Annotated in this window: 21 protein-coding genes; 14 read left to right on the top strand and 7 right to left on the bottom strand. The window is 70.3% G+C overall.

What is annotated here, in order from left to right:
• Positions 1–111 precede the first annotated feature (111 nt).
• From AC1DYG_RS16990 to AC1DYG_RS16975, 4 genes are all read left to right on the top strand, one after another.
• Positions 112–1008 carry a DegV family protein gene (locus tag AC1DYG_RS16990; protein ID WP_477641053.1) on the top strand — a complete coding sequence of 299 codons (897 nt, stop codon included), beginning with the start codon at positions 112–114 and terminating at the stop codon, positions 1006–1008.
• A 14-nt stretch (positions 1009–1022) separates the two neighbouring features.
• Positions 1023–1640 carry a glycerol-3-phosphate acyltransferase gene (locus AC1DYG_RS16985; RefSeq protein ID WP_477641052.1) on the top strand — a complete coding sequence of 206 codons (618 nt, stop codon included), beginning with the start codon at positions 1023–1025 and terminating at the stop codon, positions 1638–1640.
• Between the two features lie 249 nt (positions 1641–1889).
• On the top strand, positions 1890–2756 hold the full coding sequence (locus AC1DYG_RS16980; RefSeq protein ID WP_477641051.1) for a ComEA family DNA-binding protein: 867 nt from the start codon (positions 1890–1892) through the stop codon (positions 2754–2756).
• Positions 2753–5152, top strand: coding sequence for a ComEC/Rec2 family competence protein (locus tag AC1DYG_RS16975; protein WP_477641050.1), 2400 nt, complete (start codon positions 2753–2755; stop codon positions 5150–5152). Before AC1DYG_RS16980 ends, AC1DYG_RS16975 begins: the two co-directional genes overlap by 4 nt.
• A 25-nt stretch (positions 5153–5177) precedes the next feature.
• On the opposite strand, the gene AC1DYG_RS16970 is transcribed toward AC1DYG_RS16975, so the two are convergent.
• Entirely contained in the window at positions 5178–6107 is a 930-nt protein-coding gene (locus AC1DYG_RS16970; RefSeq protein ID WP_477641049.1) for a LysR family transcriptional regulator, read from the bottom strand.
• A gap of 306 nt (positions 6108–6413) precedes the next feature.
• Here AC1DYG_RS16970 and AC1DYG_RS16965 point away from each other — a divergent pair, with 306 nt between their 5' ends.
• Positions 6414–7715 carry a patatin-like phospholipase family protein gene (locus tag AC1DYG_RS16965; RefSeq protein WP_477641048.1) on the top strand — a complete coding sequence of 434 codons (1302 nt, stop codon included), beginning with the start codon at positions 6414–6416 and terminating at the stop codon, positions 7713–7715.
• A gap of 19 nt (positions 7716–7734) precedes the next feature.
• Positions 7735–8631, top strand: coding sequence for an NAD-dependent protein deacetylase (locus tag AC1DYG_RS16960; RefSeq protein WP_477641047.1), 897 nt, complete (start codon positions 7735–7737; stop codon positions 8629–8631).
• Between the two features lie 3 nt (positions 8632–8634).
• Here the strand turns inward: AC1DYG_RS16960 and AC1DYG_RS16955 are convergent, their stop codons facing one another.
• The gene (locus tag AC1DYG_RS16955) at positions 8635–9303 is read right to left on the bottom strand and encodes a class I SAM-dependent methyltransferase (protein ID WP_477641046.1); all 669 of its coding nucleotides are present in this window, start codon (positions 9301–9303) and stop codon (positions 8635–8637) included.
• A gap of 18 nt (positions 9304–9321) precedes the next feature.
• Here AC1DYG_RS16955 and AC1DYG_RS16950 point away from each other — a divergent pair, with 18 nt between their 5' ends.
• Positions 9322–9852, top strand: coding sequence for an N-acetyltransferase family protein (locus tag AC1DYG_RS16950; RefSeq protein WP_477641045.1), 531 nt, complete (start codon positions 9322–9324; stop codon positions 9850–9852).
• A gap of 69 nt (positions 9853–9921) precedes the next feature.
• Positions 9922–10335 carry a DUF4259 domain-containing protein gene (locus AC1DYG_RS16945; RefSeq protein WP_477641044.1) on the top strand — a complete coding sequence of 138 codons (414 nt, stop codon included), beginning with the start codon at positions 9922–9924 and terminating at the stop codon, positions 10333–10335.
• Here the strand turns inward: AC1DYG_RS16945 and AC1DYG_RS16940 are convergent.
• A complete protein-coding gene (locus AC1DYG_RS16940) occupies positions 10311–10511 on the bottom strand; it encodes a hypothetical protein (RefSeq protein ID WP_477641043.1) in 201 nt (66 codons plus the stop codon). The two genes, AC1DYG_RS16945 and AC1DYG_RS16940, sit on opposite strands and share 25 nt — an antisense overlap.
• 241 nt (positions 10512–10752) lie before the next feature.
• Complete coding sequence (gene lexA, locus AC1DYG_RS16935) at positions 10753–11478, bottom strand: transcriptional repressor LexA (protein ID WP_477641042.1); 726 nt, start codon at positions 11476–11478, stop codon at positions 10753–10755.
• A 277-nt stretch (positions 11479–11755) separates the two neighbouring features.
• Between lexA and AC1DYG_RS16930 the strand changes: the two genes are divergently transcribed.
• Positions 11756–12154 carry a LysM peptidoglycan-binding domain-containing protein gene (locus AC1DYG_RS16930; RefSeq protein ID WP_477641041.1) on the top strand — a complete coding sequence of 133 codons (399 nt, stop codon included), beginning with the start codon at positions 11756–11758 and terminating at the stop codon, positions 12152–12154.
• Positions 12155–12165: 11 nt separating this feature from the next.
• Here AC1DYG_RS16930 and AC1DYG_RS16925 read toward each other — a convergent pair whose 3' ends face one another.
• Positions 12166–13317: a winged helix DNA-binding domain-containing protein gene (locus tag AC1DYG_RS16925; protein WP_477641040.1), complete on the bottom strand. Its 1152-nt coding sequence runs from the start codon at positions 13315–13317 to the stop codon at positions 12166–12168.
• Positions 13318–13385: 68 nt separating this feature from the next.
• Here AC1DYG_RS16925 and AC1DYG_RS16920 point away from each other — a divergent pair, with 68 nt between their 5' ends.
• From AC1DYG_RS16920 to AC1DYG_RS16910, 3 genes are all read left to right on the top strand, one after another.
• The gene (locus AC1DYG_RS16920; protein WP_477641039.1) at positions 13386–13814 is read left to right on the top strand and encodes an SRPBCC family protein; all 429 of its coding nucleotides are present in this window, start codon (positions 13386–13388) and stop codon (positions 13812–13814) included.
• Between the two features lie 115 nt (positions 13815–13929).
• Entirely contained in the window at positions 13930–14556 is a 627-nt protein-coding gene (locus AC1DYG_RS16915; protein WP_477641038.1) for a dihydrofolate reductase family protein, read from the top strand.
• Positions 14557–14645: 89 nt separating this feature from the next.
• Complete coding sequence (locus AC1DYG_RS16910) at positions 14646–15368, top strand: DUF998 domain-containing protein (protein WP_477641037.1); 723 nt, start codon at positions 14646–14648, stop codon at positions 15366–15368.
• A 53-nt stretch (positions 15369–15421) separates the two neighbouring features.
• On the opposite strand, the gene AC1DYG_RS16905 is transcribed toward AC1DYG_RS16910, so the two are convergent.
• Positions 15422–16255 (bottom strand): hypothetical protein, encoded by an 834-nt coding sequence (locus tag AC1DYG_RS16905; protein WP_477641036.1) that lies wholly within the window; start codon positions 16253–16255, stop codon positions 15422–15424.
• A 122-nt stretch (positions 16256–16377) separates the two neighbouring features.
• Positions 16378–16944: a GNAT family N-acetyltransferase gene (locus AC1DYG_RS16900; protein WP_477641035.1), complete on the bottom strand. Its 567-nt coding sequence runs from the start codon at positions 16942–16944 to the stop codon at positions 16378–16380.
• A gap of 521 nt (positions 16945–17465) precedes the next feature.
• Here AC1DYG_RS16900 and nrdR point away from each other — a divergent pair.
• Both nrdR and AC1DYG_RS16890 read left to right on the top strand, forming a co-directional pair.
• Entirely contained in the window at positions 17466–17978 is a 513-nt protein-coding gene (gene nrdR / locus AC1DYG_RS16895) for a transcriptional regulator NrdR (protein ID WP_477615318.1), read from the top strand.
• Between the two features lie 207 nt (positions 17979–18185).
• Complete coding sequence (locus AC1DYG_RS16890; protein ID WP_477641034.1) at positions 18186–21119, top strand: vitamin B12-dependent ribonucleotide reductase; 2934 nt, start codon at positions 18186–18188, stop codon at positions 21117–21119.
• The last annotated feature ends 59 nt before the right edge of the window (positions 21120–21178 follow it).

Below are 21178 nucleotides of genomic sequence, written 5' to 3'. Positions count from 1 at the left end.
ACTTTGTTGCGCTTCACCCGAGAACCGTTCTCGGGTGAAGCGCACCCTTGTCGGGTCAGCCATCGCGAGCCATGGGGCACCCTCGCTCTGTCGCACCGATAGCCTGCGCTCGTGAGCATCGCGATCGTCACTGACTCCACGGCATACCTGCCGGGGTCGGAGCTCGACGCGCACTCGATCCAGGTGGTGCCGCTGCACGTGATCGTCGGCGGCACGGAGTTCAGCGAAGGCGTGGACATCACGACCGCGGAAGTGGCGGCCGCGCTGCGCGCCTTCAAGCCCGTGTCCACGTCGCGGCCATCCCCTCAGGCGTTCCTCGACGCCTACGAGAAGGCTGCCGCCGGCGGAGCCGACGGGATCGTCTCGGTGCACATCTCGGCCGACATGTCCTCGACGATCGAGTCGGCCCACCTCGCCGCGCAGCAGTCGCCGGTGCCGGTGACCGTGGTCGACTCGCGGTCGCTCGGCATGGCCATGGGGTATGCGGTGCTGTCCGCGGCAGAGTTGGCCGAGCAGGGCGGGTCGTTGGAAGACGTTGCAGCACAGGCGCGTTCGCGAGCCGAAGCGTCGACCGTGGTGTTCTACGTCGACACGCTCGAGCACCTGCGACGGGGCGGCCGGATCGGTTCGGCTTCGGCGTTCCTGGGGTCAGCCCTGGCGATCAAGCCGATCCTCGGGCTCGTCGACGGCAGCATCCGACCGCTGGAGAAGGTCCGCACGTCGTCGCGCGCCCTCGCCCGGCTCGAGGAGCTTGCCGTGTCGGCCGCGGCATCCGCAGAGAAGGCCGGGTCGCTCGTCGACATCGCGGTGCACCACCTCGACTCCCAGAGCCGGGCGGAGGACCTCGCCGGACGCCTGCGTCAACGGGTCGCCCACGTCGCGGACGCGGGCGACGGGGGAGAGACCGGCCAGGGTGCGGTGCAGGTCGTCGAGCTGGGCGCCGTCGTCGGCGCCCACGTCGGCCCCGGCACCATCGCCGTCGCCGTGTCGCCCCGGCCGAGCCCGTGAGGGCAGTGGCGGACGTGTCGACGGGGGAGCTGGTGGAGGTCGTGGCGGCCTCGGTGGCTGCCTTTGTCGTCGGAGCCGTGAACCCCGCGACGATCCTGGCGAGGATCCTCGGCAAGGACCTGCGCCACGCGGGGTCGGGCAACCCGGGGGCGACCAACGCCGGACGCGTCCTGGGTGCCAGGTGGGGAGTGGTCGTCGGCGTCCTCGACGTCCTCAAGGGTCTGCTGCCGGTCCTGGTCGCACAACACTTCCTCGGGCCGGTCACCGGGCTGTGGGTCGGCCTCGCCGTCGTGCTGGGCCACATCTGGTCGCCGTTCCTCAGGGGACAGGGCGGCAAGGGGGTGGCCACCTCGCTGGGGGCGATCCTCGCGGTGCAGCCGTGGTTCGGGGTGGGCATGCTCGTCGTCTTCGGCCTGCTCGTCTGGCGGATGCGCTGGGTGGCGGGGGCCTCGGTGTCGGCGTGCCTGCTGCTGCTGGTGCTGGGAGTGCTGACCTGGTTTCGGTGGGTGCCGGTGGGCACGCGTGAGACCGGCGCCTGGTGCGTGGTCCTCGCCCTGCTCGTCATCTACCGGCACCGGCGCAACATCGAGCTGTGGATCTCGGCGCGACGGGATGCGTCGTCCACAGGCTGAGCCGGCTCGGGACACTGTCCACAGGGCCGCTGCGACGACGTGTCGCGCGCGCGGTCGGCTTCCTAGCGTGCCCGTATGCCGTCTCGTCGCCGACCGCCGGAAACCTCAGCCCGCGCGCGGGCCTTGCTGGAGGCCGCAGCCCGCACTACTGATCGTTCCTTGCCTGGGCGGTCGCTCGGGTCGCTCGGGTCGTCCGCCTCGCCCGGGTCGCCCGCCTCGCCCGCCTCGCCTGGGTCGCCACGGTCCGAGGTGGTCCCGTGGTTGCCCGAGCGGAGGTGGATCGAGACAGGTGCGGCGGCCCAGCCGGCCAGTGGCCCGGCGCGACCGCCGACCGGCGTGCGGGGTGGTCGGCACCGGCGTCCCGTCCCACCCGGTCCGCGGTTCCTGACCATCCCTTCGTCGCTGCGAGGCGCCCGCCTCAGCGGCCCACGCGCCGCGGCGGCAGGTCTCCTGCTCGTGGTGCTCGTGGCGGCGGTGGGCTTCGGAGCCCGAGTGGCCTGGGCCAGGGCGGCGAGCACGCCACAGGTGGTGGCGCCGTCGCAGTCGGGTTCGGCGCTCGGGAACAGGAGTCCGACAGGCAGCGTGTTCGCCTCGTCGAGCACGGGCTCAGGTGGCGGTGGTCCGCCGGCCGGGACGGTGACGGTGCACGTCGTCGGCCAGGTCGAGCGGCCTGGCGTGTTCACCATGCCTGCGGGGTCGCGGGTGTCCGACGTCGTGGCCAAGGCGGGTGCCCGCAAGGGGGCGGACCTCGCCGCCATCAACCTGGCGCGCCCGTTGGTCGACGGCGAGCAGCTGCGCGTACCCAAGCCGGGCGAGGTCGTCGCTGCCCCGGCCGGGACAGCAGGCCCGGGCTCGGGGGTGGGCGCGGCGAGCTCGGCTGGTGGCGTGGGCAGCGCGGCCACGGGCGGTGTCCCGGGAGCAGCCGTGCGGGTCAACCTCAACTCCGCGTCCGCGACTGAGCTCGAGGACTTGCCCGGCGTCGGGCCCGTCCTCGCCCAGCGGATCATCGACTGGCGCAGCGAACACGGACGCTTTGCCTCGGTCGACGAGCTCGGGGAGGTCAGTGGGATCGGGGAGAAGATCTTCGCCGCCCTACAACCCAAGGTGACGGTGTGAGCAGGCCCCCCGGACAGGTCCGGCGGAGAGCCGACCAGCCGCGGTTGCTGGACCTGCGCATGCTGGTTCCCGCGCTGACGGCGTGGGCAGTCAGCGCCGCCACGCTCGGCGTCCGGCCCCTGTTCCTGGTCGTCGCCGCCGTGGGCAGTGCGGGGGTCGCCGCTGCCCTGGTCTGGGGGCCGCCTTGGCGTCGTGCCCGGACGCCCGCACCTCCAGCGGCCGCGCTGGGCGCTCTGGTCCTGGGTGCGGTGGCCTTGGTGATCATTGCCACAGCCGCCCACGTGTCCTCGCGTGAGGCGGGACCGGTCCAGGCCCTTGCCGCCGAGCGCGCCATGGTCACCGTGTCCGGTGTCGTGACCAGGGATCCCGTCGTCGTGGGTGGCCGCCAACTGGACGGCGCGAGCGTGCGGTTCACGCTCCGCGTCGATGAGGTCACCGGACGGGGGAGGGCTGCGCGGGTGTCGACGCCCGTGCTCGTCGTGGCCGATGAGCGTTGGGAGGCCGTGCGCTGGCACGAGCGGGTGCAGGTCCAGGGCACCCTGCTCGGGGCCGAGCCCGGTGACGATGTGGTGGCGGTCCTGCGACCTCGCGGCCCACCTCGTTCGCTGTCTGCACCGGGACCGGTCGCCAAGGCGGCCGAACACCTCCGGTCGGGCCTGCGCGAGGCGGCCTCGCCCTTGCCGGCTGATGCACGCGGTCTGCTGCCTGCACTGGTCATCGGAGACACCAGCCGGACTCCTCAGGACCTCACCGACGCCATGCTCGCGACCGGTATGACCCATCTCTCGGCCGTGTCGGGCAGCAACGTCGCCATCGTCCTGGCGTTCGCGCTCGGGGGCGCCTCGCTGGCTGGCGTGCGCCGTCGCTGGCGGCCGCTCGTGGCGGTTCTCGTGCTGGCGGGCTTCGTGGTGCTCGCCCGCCCCGAGCCCAGTGTCATCAGGGCCGCAACGATGGGGACCATCGGGTTGATCGGGCTGAGCCGCTCGAGGCGCGCAGCCGGCATACCCGTCCTGTCGGCGGCGGTGGTCGTCCTGCTGGTCGTCGACCCCTGGCTCAGCCGGTCCTACGGTTTCGCCCTGTCCACGCTCGCGACCCTGGGACTGCTGCTGTTCACCCGCAGCTGGGGAGAGGCGATCGGGCGCCGACTCCCGGGCCGCATCCGTGGGTGGGGGCCCGCGATAGCCATTCCTGTTGCGGCACAAGCGATGTGCGCACCGGTGGTCGTACTGCTCCAGGGTTCGGTTTCCGTCGTGGGGGTGCTGGCCAACCTGCTGGCGGCACCACTGGTCGCACCCGCGACCGTGACCGGAGTCGCCGCCGCGACCGTGGCCCCGATCTGGCCTTTCGGGGGGAGGCTCCTGTGCTGGGTCGGTGCCCTGCCGGTTCTGGCGATCGCCTGGGTCGCCCGCACGTGCGCCACCCTCCCGGGCGGCACGCTGCCCTGGCCGGATGGTGCCCCGGGGGCGATCCTGCTCACTGTCGTGACCGTCATCGTGCTCGTCAACGGCAGGTGGTGGACCCACCGCGCGCGGCTGCACCCGATTCTCGCCGCAAGTGCGTGCCTGCTCGTGCTCGCGGCGGCGGCTCCGACGTCCGCGGTCACCTGGCCGCCGCCGGACTGGCGCTTCGTGGCCTGCGATATCGGGCAGGGGGACGGGCTGGTCCTCGCCACGACCCCCGGTCACGCGGTGCTGGTGGATGCGGGGCCGGACCCCGTCGCAATCAACTCCTGCCTGCGCCGCCTCCACGTCTCGGTGCTGGATTCGGTTGTCCTGAGCCATTTTCACGCCGACCACGTCGACGGGCTCCCCGGTGCGTTGGCAGGCCGCGAGGTGCGCGAGATCCTCGCGAGCCCGGTCCGCGAACCGTCCTACCAGTGGACGGAGGTGCAGGCGTGGGCCGGGGCACGCGGCATACCCATCCGTGACCTGTATGCCGGTGACCACCTCGCCTGGCCGGGTGTCACCGCAGACGTGTGGTGGCCGGCGCGCCGGATCGCGTCGGGTTCGGTGCCCAACAACGCCAGCGTGGTCCTGGCGGTGCGGTCCGGCCCCGTCGACCTGTTGCTGCTCGGCGACGTGGAGCGCGAGGCGGCCCACGCGGTGCTCCTTGAGCTGCGGCGCAGCTCGTCGATGTCGGCGCAGGCGTTGCGCTTCGACGTCGTGAAGGTGGCCCACCACGGCTCCGGAAATCTCGACGAGATCCTCTTGGAGTCGGTGCGTTCGCCCATCGCGGTGATCAGCGTGGGCGCGGACAACGACTACGGCCACCCGTCACCGAAGGCCTTGGAAGCTTTGCGTCGCAACGGGCATGCCGTCTATCGCACCGATCAGCGCGGCGACATCGCCGTGGTGGCTCGCGGCGACGACGTTGCCGTCACCTGGCGGAGACGATGAGCGCCCCGGCGGGTCGCTGGGCCGGTCAGGTGCTGGCGAGGACGCGGGGCTTCGCCTTTGCGGCCTCGACGAGGGCCTCGATCGTGGCCTGGACGGCCGGGACCCGTTGCAGGTCGGCCGTGGTGACAACGCTGATTGACCGTCGCGAGGCCGGGTTGATCGGCAGGGTGACGACGTCGTGGTGGTGGGCGGTGCGCAGGATGAGGTCGGGGATGAGGGCCACGCCCAGGCCTTCGGCGACCAGCCCGAGCACGGCCACGTAGTCCTCGGTCTCGAACCCGACATGGGGGGAGAACCCGGCCGTCGCGCACATCTGCAGGAGGTGGCCGCGGCAGCGGGGGCACCCCGCGATCCAGTTCTCCTGCGCCAGGGCAGACAGGTCCACCATGTCCAGGGTCGCGAGCGGGTGGTCGCGGGGGAGGGCGAGGCGGACCTCGTCGTCGAGGAGCTTGTGGGTGACGAACAGGTCCATGTCCTCCTCGCCGCGGCCGAGATCCGTGCCCTCGTAGGCGAAGGCCACCGCGAGGTCGCACTCGCCGGCCTTGAGCGCAGCGAGCGACTCCGGGGGTTCGGCCTCGGTGAAGGTGACCTGGACGTCCGGGAACCGCTTCTTCACGAGCGCGAGCGCGCGCGGGACGAGGGTGGCCGAGCTCGACGGGAAGGCCATCAGGCGGACCCGTCCGGCGCGCAGGCCCGCGATGGCGGCGACCTCCTCCTCGGCGGCATCGAGAGCGGACAGCACGGCGACGGCGTGGCGCGCGAGCACCTGGCCGGCCTCGGTCAGGCGCACGTTGCGGCCGACTCGCTCGACCAGCACGGTGCCGGTGCGCTGCTCGAGGCGGCGCACCATCTGCGAGATCGCGGGCTGGGAGTAGCCGAGGGACAGCGCAGCCCCGGTGAAGCTGCCCTCGTCGGCGATGGCCTTCATGACACGGAGACCTGCGGCGTCGATCATGCCTGAAGCATAACCGTTCGTTATCCAGATCGTTAGTTGTTGACGCCTCCGTGATGGGTCGCGGCCGGCGTTCCCACCCACCGTCGCCCGCAGCCTCCCCGACTTGTTGCGTCCTGGTGGTCACCGGACGCCGATTTGGGGGTCCCGTGACGATCTGGCGGCAACAAGTCCAGGAGGCCTCGACTTGTTGCGCTCTCGTGGTCACCGGACACCGATTTGGGGGTCCCGTGACGATCTGGCGGCAACAAGTGCGGGAGGGGCGTCGGCGGGCGGGTGTCCCCGGCCTCTGCTTTCATCGGGTCCACGATGAAGCCCGAGCCGACGAGCACGACCCACGCGACGGAGCGCGCTGCCACCGAGAGTGACGCGCCTGGACCCGGCGATGCGCCTGGACCCGGCGACGCGGCATACCCGCAGGAGTCCCCGTCGCCGCACCGGACGGGGGTGGCGCTGTGTCTGTCCGGTGGCGGCTACCGCGCAGCCCTGTTCCACCTCGGTGCCGTTCGCCGGCTCAACGAGCTCGGGGTGCTGTCGCAGCTCGCCACCGTCAGCGGGGTCTCCGGCGGCTCGATCGTGGCCAACCTGCTCGCCGACCCGGAGCTGGAGTTCCCGGCGGCGGGCGGTGTCGTGGAGGGCTTCGAGGAGTGTGTCGCCGTGCCGCTCCAGCGGCTCACCTCCCGCAACATCCGCACCCCGGCGCTGCTGTCCAAGGCCGCGCCGTGGAGGTGGTTCGCTCCCGACGCGGCCATCCGGGCGCTGGCCGACGAACTCGCTGCGACCGTCCCCTGGTGGTCGAAACCGTTGCGGGACAACGAGACTCGTGGTCCGGGGGTGGTGACTGGCGCAACCGAGATCGGCTACGGCGTGGACTGGGTCTTCGAGGGCCCGAGCGCGCATCGTCCCCACGGGCGCGTGGGGGACTACCGCCTTGGGTATGCCGCGCCGCCGGCGGGGCTGCGGATCGCCGACATCGTGGCGGCCTCCTGCGGCTTCCCGCCGTTCTTCGCGGCGATGGTGTTGGACGGGGTCGCGATGCACCTCACCGGCGGACATCGCGGCCTCGAGCCGGAGGAGGATCGCGCCTCGATCCTGCGGCGCATCAGGCTGACCGACGGCGGGGTCTATGACAACCTCGGGCTCGAGCCGGTCTGGAAGCGGCACGCCACCGTCCTGGTCAGTGATGGCGGTGGGGTCTTCCGGGCGCGCACCGAGCGCACTGTCCTCGGCCGCACGCTGCGGATCCTCGGGATCGCCACCAGCGGCGGCCAGTCCGTGCGCAGTCGGTGGCTGCAGGCCGGCTATGCGCGCGGTGCGCTCCGCGGCACGTCGTGGGCGCTCGACACGGTCGTCGAGGGCTCCTATCCCCGCGACACCACCGAGCTGGTCAACGCCATCCGCACCGACCTCGATGCCTTCAGCCGCGAGGAGCAGCAGATCCTCGAGCGCCACGGCTACCTCGTGGCCGACGCCCAGGTCCGGGCGCACTGTCCGGAGCTCGTGACCCGCGACAGCCCGCCCGCTCCGCCGCACGCCGAGGTCGCCGATCCGCAGGTGGCGAGGGCGGCCCTGGTCGACTCGGCGAAGCGCCGACTCCTCGGGAGGTCCTGACCCGACGTACCCTTGCCGCGTGACGCAGACCGCCTCCGCGACCGGCCAGCCGGACTTGACCGTCCCGCCGGCTGCGACTGAGCAGGCGCCCTCGACCGACCAGCTGAGCGTGATCGCTGGCCTGCTGGAGCGCGGCAACGTCCTCGTCCTGACCGGCGCCGGCATCTCCACCGACTCGGGCATCCCGGACTACCGAGGCCCGGACGGCACCCGTCGCGTGACGCCCATGCAGTACGCCGAGTTCCTGGGGTCCTCCGAGGCGAGGCAGCGCTACTGGGCGCGCAGCTATGTCGGGTGGCAACGGTTCAACCGGGCCCGGCCCAACTCCGGTCACGAGGCCGTCGCGAGGCTCCAGGACCGTGGGCTGGTCGGCCCGGTCATCACCCAGAACGTCGACGGCCTGCACCAGCGCGCGGGCGCGACCGACGTCGAGGAGCTGCACGGGTCGCTGGCGCGGGTCGTGTGCCTGACCTGTGGCGACCGCACCTCCCGCTGGGACCTCGACGACCGCATGCGCGAGAGCAACCCCACCTACACGGTGACCAGCGACGAGATCCGACCCGACGGCGACATCGTGCTCAACGATCTCGACGTCGCCGCCTTCCGCACGCCGCTGTGTCTCGTCTGTGGCCACGACACGCTCAAGCCGGACGTCGTGTTCTTCGGCGAGTCAGTGCCGAAACCGTTGGTGGAGAAGTGTTTTCGCCTCACCGAACAGGCCAGCGCGCTGGTGGTCCTGGGCTCCAGCCTGAAGGTGATGAGCGGCTACCGCTTCGTCCGCCGCGCTGCCGCGCTCGGCATCCCGGTCGCGATCATCACCCGGGGGCCGACCCGCGGCGATGGCGAGGCCACCGCTCAGCTCGACGCGCCGCTCGCCCCGACCCTCGAGGAACTGCTCAACCGGCTGGCGGCCTAGTTTTCAGCCGGTCGGCCGCCTGGCTATCAGCACGACGTCGATCGCCTCGCCGTGGTCGGTGGGCCGCACGTACTCCTCGCACCGCTCGATCTGCAGGTCCCCGGCCGCTGCGCGCAGCTGCTCGGGTGTGTGCAGCAGCGCCGGGTCGGACGGGCCGCCGACCCCCTCGGTGAGGTTGCGCAGTCCGTGTCCGACGACCACCAGCGCACCTCCCGGTGTCAGCCAGGTCCGGGTCCGCGAGACGACGTCGGAGGGCAGGTGCAGGTAGGACACGAGGACGAGGTCGTAGTGAACCTGCGGCGCCGGGTGCCAGGACCGGGCGTCCGCCACCACCCAGTCGACCCGGATCCCGCGGCTGGACGCCTCCTTCTCGCCCTTGGCCAGGCCCACCGCCGAGAAGTCGACCGCCGTCACCCGCCAGCCCTTCGTGGCCAGCCACACGGCGTGACGTCCCTCGCCGGCGCCGAGGTCGAGGGCGCGACCGGGTGGCCAGCCGCCCACGATCCGTTCCACCTCGGCGTTGGGGGTCGCGCTCCAGACGTGCTCCTGGGCGGAATACCGCTCGTCCCAGAGAGCCTGGCGGTCCGTGTGCCCACCGCGGTCGGGGTCGGGCAGCTTCGCCGCGTCAGCCGAGTCGTGTGTGCCGTGGCTGTGACCGTGCTCGTCGCTCATCCCCCTAGCATCGCCGATATGAGCAGCATTGCCCCGGACGGCGGCCGCGCAATCGTCGTGCGAGACGCGACGCAGGCGGACCTTCCCGCCATGGCGGCCATCTACGACGACCAGGTCCGGACCTCGGTGGCGACCTTCGACACCGAACCCCGCGGCGCGGCATACCTCGGCGAGAAGCTCGCAGCCACCGGTGTCGGCAACGTTGTCCTCGTCGCCTGCGCGGACGAGCAGCTGCTCGGGTACGCGTTCTCCGGCGCCTTCCGCCCGCGGCCGGCCTATGACGGCACCAAGGAGGTGTCCGTCTACCTCGCGGAGGGCGCCCGCGGGCGCGGCCTCGGACGGTCCCTGTATGCCGCGCTGCTGGCGCGGCTGGACGCCGCACCTGAGGTGCACACCCAGGTGGCGGTGATCGCCCTGCCCAATGACGCGAGCGTGGCGCTGCACGTGGCGTGCGGCTTCGAGCGGGTGGGCGTGCTGCGCGAGGTCGGGCACAAGTTCGGTCGTTATGTCGACACGGCCTGGTACCAACGGATGACTCCGCAAAAGTAGGGCTGGCGCGTCGCCCCGTCTCTTGGCACCCTCGAAGGAGCATCTTTCGCACGTCGTGGAGGTTGGGAGATGGGCGCCACCGGAGCCGGGCCGTTCGAGAACGACGACGCGCTCGACCTGCTCGACGAGCTCGAGGAGTCCGAGGCCGACGTACGCCGCAAGAGGGTCGAGTCCGCCCTCGACGAAGTGGTCCGCGCGTCGGGGTACATCGAAGCGCCCACCATGTCGCAGGCGGTGGCAGCCGCGGTGCTCGTGGCTGCGTGTGACGACTTCGAATCCGTGGTGGGAGAACGCAATGTGCCCTGGTGGGTCGACGAGGAACCCATCGAGGTGGACGAACAGCTCGAGGAGCTCGCCACCCGGGCGTTGCACCGGGCCCTGCAGTCCGACGACAACGAGCTCTGGGAGCTGTGGGCCGACGGTGACGGTGGCGAACGCTTCGCCACCAAGATCACGCACTACCTCGACGCGCTGGGTGACTGACTGGGCGACTGGGTGGGGAACTGGCTCTGCGCCCGACAGACCCCGAGAGCCGCGTCGATCTGGTCCAGGTTGAGCTGCGAGCAGGCGTGGCTGGCGGCGTCGATCAGGTCCGCGAGCAGTTCGATCTCGGACCCGAGCACCTGGTCGGTGAGATCGGGGTCGGGATGGGCCTCCATGTGAAGAGAACGGTGTGGAGGGTCGCCCGTTACGGACCGGCGGACGCCAACCGGCGAACCGGGCCTGGTTGGGCCCGTTCGGGTGAGGGGCCATCAGCCGAACGGAGGAGGCGCGAGCCGCGCTGAGCTCCGGTGACCCGGATGCGCCGCCTCGGTCGCCCCCCATTGGGCCCGGACGCACGTGTGCCGCAGAGCGCACGAGGCACTCCGCGGCACACGTCGCCGGGGCTGAGGGTCGAGCTCAGACCCGGCGAAGCACCGCCGTGACCTTGCCGAGGATGGTGGCGTGGTCTCCGTCGATGGGGTCGAAAGCCGGGTTGTGCGGCATCAGCCACACCTTGCCGTCCTTGCGCTTGAACGTCTTGACGGTGGCCTCGTTGTCGAGCATCGCCGCGACGATGTCGCCGTTGTCGGCCGTGGGCTGTTGGCGCACAACGACCCAGTCGCCGTCGCAGATGGCGGCCTCGATCATCGAGTCGCCCACGACCTGGAGCAGGAACAGCTGCCCCTCGCCGACGATCTGGCGGGGGAGCGGGAAGACGTCCTCGACGGTCTCCTCGGCCAGGATCGGCACGCCGGCCGCGATGCGGCCGAGCACGGGCACGTAGGCCGCGGCAGGACGCTGGTCGCCCGACCCCGTCTCGTCGTAGGTCGCCGTCTCGTCCTCGGTCGAGGCGCCGCCGCGGTAGCCCCGCATGTCGGCGGGGGAGTCGGGCGAGACGACCTCGATGGCGCGCGGCCGGTTGGGGTCGCGGCGCAGGAAGCCCTTGCGCTCGAGGGTGGACAGCTGGTGGGCGACCGAGCTGGGGGAGGTGAGCCCCACCGCCTCGCCGATCTCGCGCAGGCTCGGCGGGTATCCGCGCCGGTCGACCGAGTTGCGGATCACCTCGAGCACCCGTCGCTGCCGGACGGTGAGCCCGTCACCGCGATCGCGGTCGGGCAGTTCCTTGACGTTGTCGTCGCTCATGCCGCTTCCTCACTTGAGCAGTTTTCAGGTAAACGTGCAGGTCAGGTGCCATATGCCGGGTGCTCGCCGAGGCGTTGTCAGTGCCCTCTGATGTGCTTGCGGCATGAACACAGCGTATGGCCTTCGAACGCCTGTGCCAAACATGTGTTCGACGCGTGTCTTGATTGATTCGAACATGCGTGCTAGAAATCAGTCAAGCAGTTCTTCGCACATCCGTTCGAGGAACGCAGCACGACACACCACAGCCACAACAGCGCACGCCACGATGGAGGACCTGATGAGTGCAGCAGTCGCTTGGGACGTCGCCCCCGCACCGGTGCGGGTTCCCGTTCGCCCGGCTCGCCCCCGCCTGGTCTCGGTGCCCACCGGCGCAGAGGTCGTGGTGGCTCCGGCCGCCCCGTTGCGCCTGACCCGCGCCGCCCGTCTGGCGATCACGCTCACCGTTGTCATCGCCGCCGTGGCGCTGGCGATCGCCGTGTTCTCGGGCGGCGCCTCCGCCACCGTGATCGACCACTCCACCACGGTGCAGTCCGGTCAGACGCTGTCGCAGATCGCGGTCGAGCAGCTGCCCCAGCTGTCGATGGCCGAGGCGGTCGCCCAGCTCCAGATCGCCAACGACCTGACCGACAGCAACGTCCACGCCGGCCAGACGCTGCTCATCCCCGCCGTCGGCTGAAGCCCGACCGCTCAGCGGTCGGCCCGCCTCGGCCTGCGTGCGGGGTGGCCGAGCTCGCCGCCCCACAGGTGCGGGGTGCCCTCGTTCTCGACCAACGACAGGTCGCGTCCGAGGAACCCCGCCAGCCGCTGGGCCGCGACCCGAACCTGCGTGCGCCCTCGCGTCGAGACGGCCGGAGCGAGGCGCACCTCGACCTGGACGGCGTCGGGTCGCACCGTCCGCTTCCAGAGCCCCACGTTCGTGCCGTCGAGCACCACGCTCGCCCAGAACGGGTCGGTGTGCTCGGCATAGGGGTGGTCGGGCAGCGCCGAGAAGTTCACCTGCGGATAGGTCAGCACGGCCTCGTCATAGGTCGGGAAGAGGTATGCCGCGGGCGCGGCACGGGAGACCCGGCGCACCTGCGAGGGGTCGAACCAGTGCGGGATGCCGGCGATCTCCACCTCCCGCAGTGCGTCACCGAGCTGCGCGAGCGCTGCCTTGGTGTCGCTGACCGTCATGGTCGCCCACCGGGTGAAGTCCTTGACCGAAGCAGGCCCGTGGCCGCTGAAGAACCGCCGCACCAGCTCGACCACGGCCTCGTCGCGGCCGCGTTCTGGTGTCGGCGCGATGACCTCGTCGACCAGGGCATAGGAGTGGTGCACGCCCTTCATCGGCCCCGAGCAGACCAGCCCGCGCATCTCGGCGACGATGAGCAGGTGGCCGAGCTGCTCGCCGGGCTTGATGGGGGAGCCGCGCCCGACGAACGCCTCGCCGAGCTCGGGTCGAGTCAGGAAGTGCTTGTCCTGCAACAGTTTTGCGAGCAGCTCGAACCCGTCGCCGAGACGCTTGGTGTCGTCGAGGCCGAGCTGGCGGTGCCGCGCTCCCATGCTCGACAGCACTCGCGGCGAGGTGAGGGCGAGGATCCAGCGCAGGTCCTCGGGCGCGACGAAGTGCCAGGTCGGCCGCAGGATGTGGGTGCGCACGAAGGCGCCGGCGTCGAACTCTCGCTGCACCGCGGCATACCGGTCCTTGCGGGAGCGCATCGCGAGGGAGTAGAAGGCGTGGTCGCGCTCCTGGCTCTGCACGCAGGTGAGCAGCCGCACGGCGTCGGCGGCACGGGGGAGCGGCGCCGAGCTGAGCCGCTGGGTGGCCAGCCGCTGGGCGAGGACGCTGGCGTGATCCATGGCGCCATCCTCTCGAATATCGCCGACAGCCTCTCGAATACCGCCGAGAGGTGCGCGACCATGGAGGGGTGGAGCAGAGCACGACGGTTGACATCGCCGCCTCGCCGGAGCGGGTCTGGCAGGTGCTCACGGACGTCGAGCACTGGTCGGACTGGACCGAGTCGGTGCGGTGGGTGCGCCGCCTCGAGGACGGCCCGTTGCGGACGGGCTCGACGGCCAAGATCAGCCAGCCCAAGGTCCCGACGGTGGACTGGGTGGTGACCGAGTTCGACCCGGGGCGGATGTTCACGTGGGTGTCGGCCGGACCGGGAGCGCTCACCACGGCGAGGCACTCGGTCGAGGCGCTGCCCGGTGGTGGCAGCCGGGTCCGGCTCTCGGTGGAGCAGAGCGGGATCCTGGGCTCGCTGGTCGGCAGGCTCTATCGCGGGCTCACCGAGCGCTACCTCGCGATGGAGTCGGCGGGGCTCAAGGCGCAGTCCGAGGGCGGCCCAGCCTGAGGGACCGATGAGTTCGCGCACCGTGGCTGGTCGGTACTGCTGACAGGAACACCAGGACGATACGAACGCCGGGCCGACGCGCACCAGTGGGCACGGACCACGGAAGGCGGCAGGCATGGGCAAGGTCATCTCGGGGATCACGATGTCGGTCGACGGTTACGTCACCGGGCCGGACGACGGACCGGCCAAGGGGCTCGGCGAGGGCGGCGAGCGGCTGCACTACTGGGTGTTCGGCGGGCCGTGGACCTATGACGAGGAGCCGACCGGCCAGATGGGAGAGGTCGACCAGGCGTGGATGGACGAGGCCATGGCCAACTTCGGCGCGGTGGTCGGTGGACGCGCGACCTACGAGGCCGCAGGGCACTGGGGTGACCAGAACCCCTGGGATGTGCCGTTCTTCATCGTCACGCACCGACCGGAGGACCAGCCCGAGGGCGATGCGTTCACCTTCGTCGACGGCCTGGCCGAGGCCGTCGAGCGGGCGCAGGCCGCCGCCGGCGACAAGGACGTGCATCTGATGGGCGGCGCCGACCTGATCCGGCAGGCGCTGGCCGCCGGGCTCGTCGACGACCTGTCGATCATTGTGGCCCCGGTCATCCTCGGCGGGGGCAAGCGCCTGTTCGACGGGTTCGAGCAGGACATCGAGCTGACCCACAAGGGCGTCCGGCAGAGCGAGTACGCCACCTTCATCGACTACTCCGTGAACAAGGGCCTGATGGGTCGATCGACCCATTCCAGGTGACAGCTGAGTGGGCGGATCGACCGACGCGGAGCGGGCCGGGCGCTTCGTAGCGTCGAGGGCATGAGCACTCATCCGACCAGGAGGCAGCCATGACCACCTCGATCTCCGCGCAGCAGACCACCCCTGCCGCCACCACCACCGGCGGGGCCACCCACGCCGGCACCGCAGGCCTGCGCTGGCCTGCCCTCGCCGGCATCACCGGGCCCGTCCTCTTCACCACGGCGTTCCTCGTCCAGCAGTGGGCCCGCCGCGACACCTACGACTGGGTCAGCGAGCCGGTCAGCAATCTCGAGGCCGGACCGCACGGCTGGGTGCAGCAGGCGAGCTTCGTCGTGTTCGGCGTCCTCATGGCGGCGTTCGCGCTGGGCATGCGTCGTGGAGTCGCCCGGAGCCGGAGTCGGAGCCGGCTGAGCTGGCTGGGCCCGGCCTTCCTCGGGCTGTGCAGCGCCGGACTGTTCGTCGCCGCGGCCTTTCCGATCGAGGAGGACGCCCAGGGCGTCGCCTACGACCCGGGGCTCCACTTCGTGGGAGGCGTGACCTTCTTCCTCAGCTCAGGGCTGGCGCTGCTCGCCCTGTCGCGCAGCCTGCGCGCCGATCCGCGATGGGGCGACCTGCTGCCGCGCTGGACCCTGGTCGCGGGGCTGTTGGCCCTGGTCGGGTTCGTGACGCTCGGCGCCTTCGCGATCCCCGAGGACGCGCCACTTCAGGGGTATGCCGGGTTGGCCCAGCGCGTCGTCATCGTCACCGTGACGTTCCCGTGCCTGGTCGCGCTGGCGCTCAGGCTGCGCGCGATCGCTCGCCAGGGGGAGTGACCCGGCTGCTGGTGACTGGCGTCAAGCAGCCTGACGCGGCCTGAGCCACCCGCTCAGGTGCTGACGCCCCGCAGCTGGACGTCCGCGGCATACCCGCCGAGCTGTGCGGTGAGCTTGGCGGTCGCCGTGCCGGGCCCGGCCGGCGTCCACGTCACGGTCACGGAGACCGCGTCGCCGGGGGCGATGGCGCCCTCGGTCTCGAGCGCGGCGACGAACCCGGCCGTCGACGGCTCCACCACGAGCGAGCCAGCCGCGATGCCGAGCGCGTCCTTGCTGCCGTTGAAAAGGTGGACAGTGCTGCCCACCGGGTTGGTGCCCGTCGTGGTCAGGTCGAGGCTGCGCGGCACGAAGGCGACGATGTCCTTGGTGGTGGCCGCGCCCGGACCGAGGATGACGTCGGCGACGCGTTCGATGAGGTGGCGGAAGGTCTCCTCGCGGAAGCCGATGACGAACGCGATGACGGCCAAGATGGCGATGCCCGGCCCGTCGTAGGCCACCGGCACCGCGGCGGCCGCCCCACCGCTGGCGGGCGTCGCGGGGGAGGCGGTCACGCTCTTGATGAGCAGCACCACGATCAGCACGCCGATGGTGCCGCACACTCCGCCGAGCAGCGGACGCGCGAGGTGCCACAGGTAGTAGTCGGGGTCCCAGTTGTGGGCGTGCTTGACGATCCCGACCAGGCTGATCGTCGCCCCGCCCAGCGCCCCTGCCCACGGCACCCACAACGGCACCACCGACTGGAACGAGAACGACCAGTACAGCCGGCTCGGCTCGGGGTCCTTGGAGTAGATCAGCACGGCGACGAGCAGCGCCGACATCGAGATCACGTTGACGGCGAAGAAGATGCCGGGTCGCCGGCGCCAGTCGTCCTGAGGAATCGTGGCCATGCTCTGACGATCCTCCGTGCCTTTGCGGACGACATCGTCCGTTTGCACGAAGGTGCCGTGGATGGCGCGTGGCCCGGTCGAGGACGCGGCGCCAACTCGCCTTTTGCAGGAGGGAGCGCCGCTCAGCTGAGGGTGCGGCGCATGACCAGGCGCGGCAGCTTGCTGGCGACCGCGTCGGTGGTGCCGACGACCGCAAACCCGGCCTTCTCGAACATGCCGCGCGTCCCGACGAAGGCCATGGTGAGATCCATCCGCTGGTCGCCGGGATCGACCGGGTGGGCCTCGACGGCCGGCGCGCCGTTTGCCGCGGCATACGCCACGGCACCCTCGATGAGGTGCTCGGTGACGCCACGCCTGCGGAAGCCCGAACGCACCACGATGCAGACGATGCTCCAGACGGGCAGGTCGTCGACGGGACGCATCAGCGCGGACTTCGCCAGCCGGGTGATCTCCGAGCGCGGGCCGATGTTGCACCAGCCGACCGGCTCGCCATCGAGATAGGTCACGACTCCCGGCGGGTGCTCGCGCTCGCACAGGCTGCGCATGGCGCGCTCGCGGGCGCGCGTGCCCGTGCCGCCGAGCTCCTCGATCTCCTTGGCCTGGAGGCGGTGGGACAGGCACCAGCAGTGGTTGGAGCGACGGTTCTTGTTGATGACGTCGGCGAAGTCCTCGAACCGGTCCGGCGTCACCGGATGCGTCTCCCATGTCTCCGATTCCCTCACGCGTCCCAGCAAAGCACCACGGACCGACACCCCGTGCCGCCGAGAGCGTGGCAAACCGCTCCCAGGACAGGCCAAAGCGTCGATCTGCCACCCTCTCGACGCCGCCTGGCGAGGTTGGTGCGCCGCGAAACCGCCCGTCCACCACATGTAGGGGAGTCGATTCGGGGCACACCCCACATCTGGGTGCCTCTGACGTCACACCAGTCACACCAGCACCAGTTTCGGCGTGTCGCGCCGCGCCGCCGCAAGCCTCTGACCTGCGGCGATGCACACTTCGACACAAGTTTCCGGGAACGGCTTGCGTCCTAGGTCACAGGGAGGCACACTATCCCTACATCTAGTGGTTACACCGCTGTAGTTCGTCCACATGTAGTGCACAGGCTAGGGCGGGTTGTCCACACGTTGTCCCCAGCAAGTCCCCAGTTCCGTCCACAGGGCGGGGCCGGATCCGCACCAAATTGGCCCATCAGCACCGGGAGGAGACCGACATGCACTGCCCGTTCTGCAGGCACACCGACTCCCGCGTGATGGACTCGCGCACGACCGATGACGGCAGCTCGATCCGCCGGCGTCGCCAGTGCCCCGAGTGCGGTCGTCGCTTCACCACCATCGAGACGGCGAGCCTGACGGTCACCAAGCGTTCCGGCGCCAACGAGCCGTTCAGCCGCAGCAAGGTCCTCGTCGGCGTCCGCAAGGCCTGTCAGGGCCGTCCGGTCACCGAGGACGACCTCGCGATCCTGGCCCAGCGGGTCGAGGAGTGCATCCGCCAGCAGGGGCAGGCCGAGGTCGAGGCCCACGAGGTGGGCTTGGCGATCCTCGGACCGTTGCGCGAGCTCGACGAGGTCGCCTACCTGCGGTTCGCCAGCGTCTACCAGGCCTTCGACAGCCTCGAGGACTTCGAGGGTGCGATCACCCTGCTGCGCGCCGAGCGCGACGCCACCGGCACCGAGCCGGAGCCGCGGTCGCGACCACAGACCCAGGCGGGTATGCCGCCGGGCTAGGCCCCGCGGCATACGCACCTTCCCGCACGGCCACGCACGACGAGAAACCAGACGAGAAGCACGGCCACAGGCGACGCACCACCAAGGGCAACGCACCACTGAGCACGTACACCACTGAGCATTTCCACCACGAGGCATCGCGGCACTGTCAGTGCCGCACGAGACAATCAATTGAAGCAACACCCAGGGGCTAGGGAGGCCACGAGAATGACTGAAACCGCAGGCGCACGGGCAGGTGCTCGCAAGAGCGCTGGCAAGGGCGTGAAGGTTGAGCGGATCTACACCACCCCTGGTGTGCACCCGTACGACGAGGTGACGTGGGAGAAGCGCGACGTCGTCCAGCAGAACTGGAAGACCGGCGAGACGATCTTCGAGCAGCGCGGGGTCGAGTTCCCCGACTTCTGGTCGGTCAACGCGTCCACGATCGTCACCACCAAGTACTTCCGCGGGGCGCTCGGCACCGAGAAGCGTGAGACGGGGCTCAAGCAGCTCATCGACCGCGTCGTGCTGACCTACGTCAAGGCGGGCAAGGACCACGGCTACTTCTCCTCCGCGGAGGACGCCGAGATCTTCGAGCACGAGCTGACCTATGCGCTGCTGCACCAGGTCTTCAGCTTCAACTCGCCGGTGTGGTTCAACGTCGGCACGCACAGCCCGCAGCAGGTCTCCGCCTGCTTCATCCTCGCCGTTGACGACTCGATGGACTCGATCCTCAACTGGTACAAGGAAGAGGGCTTCATCTTCAAGGGCGGCTCCGGCGCCGGCCTCAACCTGTCGCGGATCCGTTCGTCCAAGGAGCTGCTCAGCTCGGGTGGCACGGCCTCCGGCCCGGTCTCCTTCATGCGTGGCGCCGACGCGTCCGCGGGGACGATCAAGTCCGGTGGCGCGACCCGTCGTGCGGCCAAGATGGTCGTGCTCGACGTCGACCACCCCGACATCATGGAGTTCGTCCAGACCAAGGCGCGCGAGGAGGACAAGATCCGCGCGCTGCGTGACGCCGGCTTCGACATGGACCTCGGCGGCAAGGACATCGTGAGTGTCCAGTACCAGAACGCCAACAACTCGGTCCGCGTCAGCGACGAGTTCATGAAGGCTGTGGAGGACGGCACCGAGTTCGGGCTGCGCGCCCGCAACACCGGTGAGGTCATCGAGACGGTCGACGCGCGTGACCTGTTCCGCAAGATGGCCGAGGCCGCGTGGGAGTGCGCCGACCCGGGCATCCAGTACGACGACGTCATCAACGACTGGCACACCAACCCCGAGACCGGCCGGATCACCGCGTCCAACCCGTGCTCCGAATACATGTCGCTCGACAACTCCTCGTGCAACCTGGCCTCGCTCAACCTGCTCAAGTTCCTCAAGGACGACGACACGTTCGACGCCAAGAAGTTCCAGCAGGTCGCCGAGCTCGTCATCACGGCGATGGACATCTCGATCTGCTTCGCGGACTTCCCGACCGAGGCGATCGGCGACACGACGCGTGACTACCGCCAGCTGGGCATCGGCTACGCCAACCTCGGCGCGCTGCTCATGGCGACCGGTCACGGCTACGACTCCGAGGGTGGGCGTTCGCTGGCTGCGGCCATCACCTCGCTGCTCACCGGTGCCGCCTACAAGCGCTCCGCCGAGATGGCGGGCGTCGTCGGTGCGTATGCCGGGTACGCCCGCAACGCAGACGCCCACAAGCGCGTGATGCGCAAGCACCAGAGCGCCAACGACGCGATCCGTCCGCTCGACACGATGGACACCGCGATCCACCGCGCCGCCTCCAAGGCGTGGGACGACGTGGTCAAGGTCGGCGAGAAGAACGGCTACCGCAACGCCCAGGCGTCGGTGCTCGCCCCGACCGGCACCATCGGCTTCATGATGGACTGCGACACGACCGGCATCGAGCCCGACTTCTCGCTGGTGAAGTTCAAGAAGCTCGTCGGTGGCGGGTCGATGCAGATCGTCAACCTGACCATCCCGCGCGCGCTCAAGAAGCTGGGCTACACCGGCGAGACCATCGAGGCGATCGTCGAGTACATCGCCGACAAGGGTCACGTCATCGACGCTCCCGGCCTCAAGACCGAGCACTACGAGATCTTCGACACCGCCATGGGCGCCCGGTCGATCGAGGCCATGGGCCACGTGCGGATGATGGCGGCCGTCCAGCCGTTCCTCTCCGGCGCGATCTCCAAGACGGTCAACCTGCCCGAGAACGCCACGGTCGAGGAGATCGAGGACGTCCACATGCAGGGCTGGAAGCTCGGCCTCAAGGCGATCGCGGTTTACCGCGACAACTGCAAGGTCGGCCAGCCGCTGTCCGATGGTGGGTCGACCGCCAAGGACGCTGCCGCTGACAAGGTGACGGCTGCGGCCGAGGCCAAGATCGAGCGGGTCGTCGAGTACCGCCCGGTGCGCAAGCGTCTGCCGAAGCGCCGGACCTCGCAGACCACGTCGTTCGCCGTGGGTGGCGCCGAGGGTTACCTCACCGCCGGCACCTACGAGTCGGGCGACCTGGGCGAGATCTTCCTCAAGTTCGGCAAGCAGGGCTCGACCCTGGCCGGCGTGATGGACGCGTTCTCGATCGCGGTCAGCATCGGCCTGCAGTACGGCGTGCCGCTGGAGACCTTCGTCGAGAAGTTCACCAACCTGCGGTTCGAGCCTGCTGGCCTGACGGATGACCCCGACGTGCGGATGGCGCAGTCGATCATGGACTACGTGTTCCGCCGCCTGGCGCTGGACCACATGGACTTCGACACCCGTTCGTTCATGGGCATCCACACCGCTTCCGAGCGCGCTCGCCAGCTCGAGACCGGGTCCTACCAGGACACCGAGGCCGACGAGTCGGACGAGGAGCTCGAGGACGAGCTGGAGAACTTCAGCCAGTCCGCCCCCGTCACCAAGCCGGCCGCTGCTGCGTCCTCGACCCCCACGGTCGAGGGCAAGGCACTCGACGCCGACTCAGTGAAGTCCGGCGCCGGTGCAGCCAGCGCCCGCGAGGTCTCGGTCGACGTCCACTCGTCCGCCGAGCTCCTGGAGAAGTTCCAGGGCATCTCCGCCGACGCCCCGATGTGCATGACCTGCGGCACCAAGATGCGCCCCGCCGGCTCCTGCTACGTCTGCGAAGGCTGCGGAAGCACCAGCGGCTGCAGCTAGGTCAGAGTAGGGCGGCGCGCCTAGCCTCCTCTGGTCCTCGACCGGGGGAGGCTAGGCCA

The organism is Pedococcus sp. P1_H8, assembly GCF_056405175.1.
This window is presented reverse-complemented; position numbering and strand designations above follow the sequence as displayed.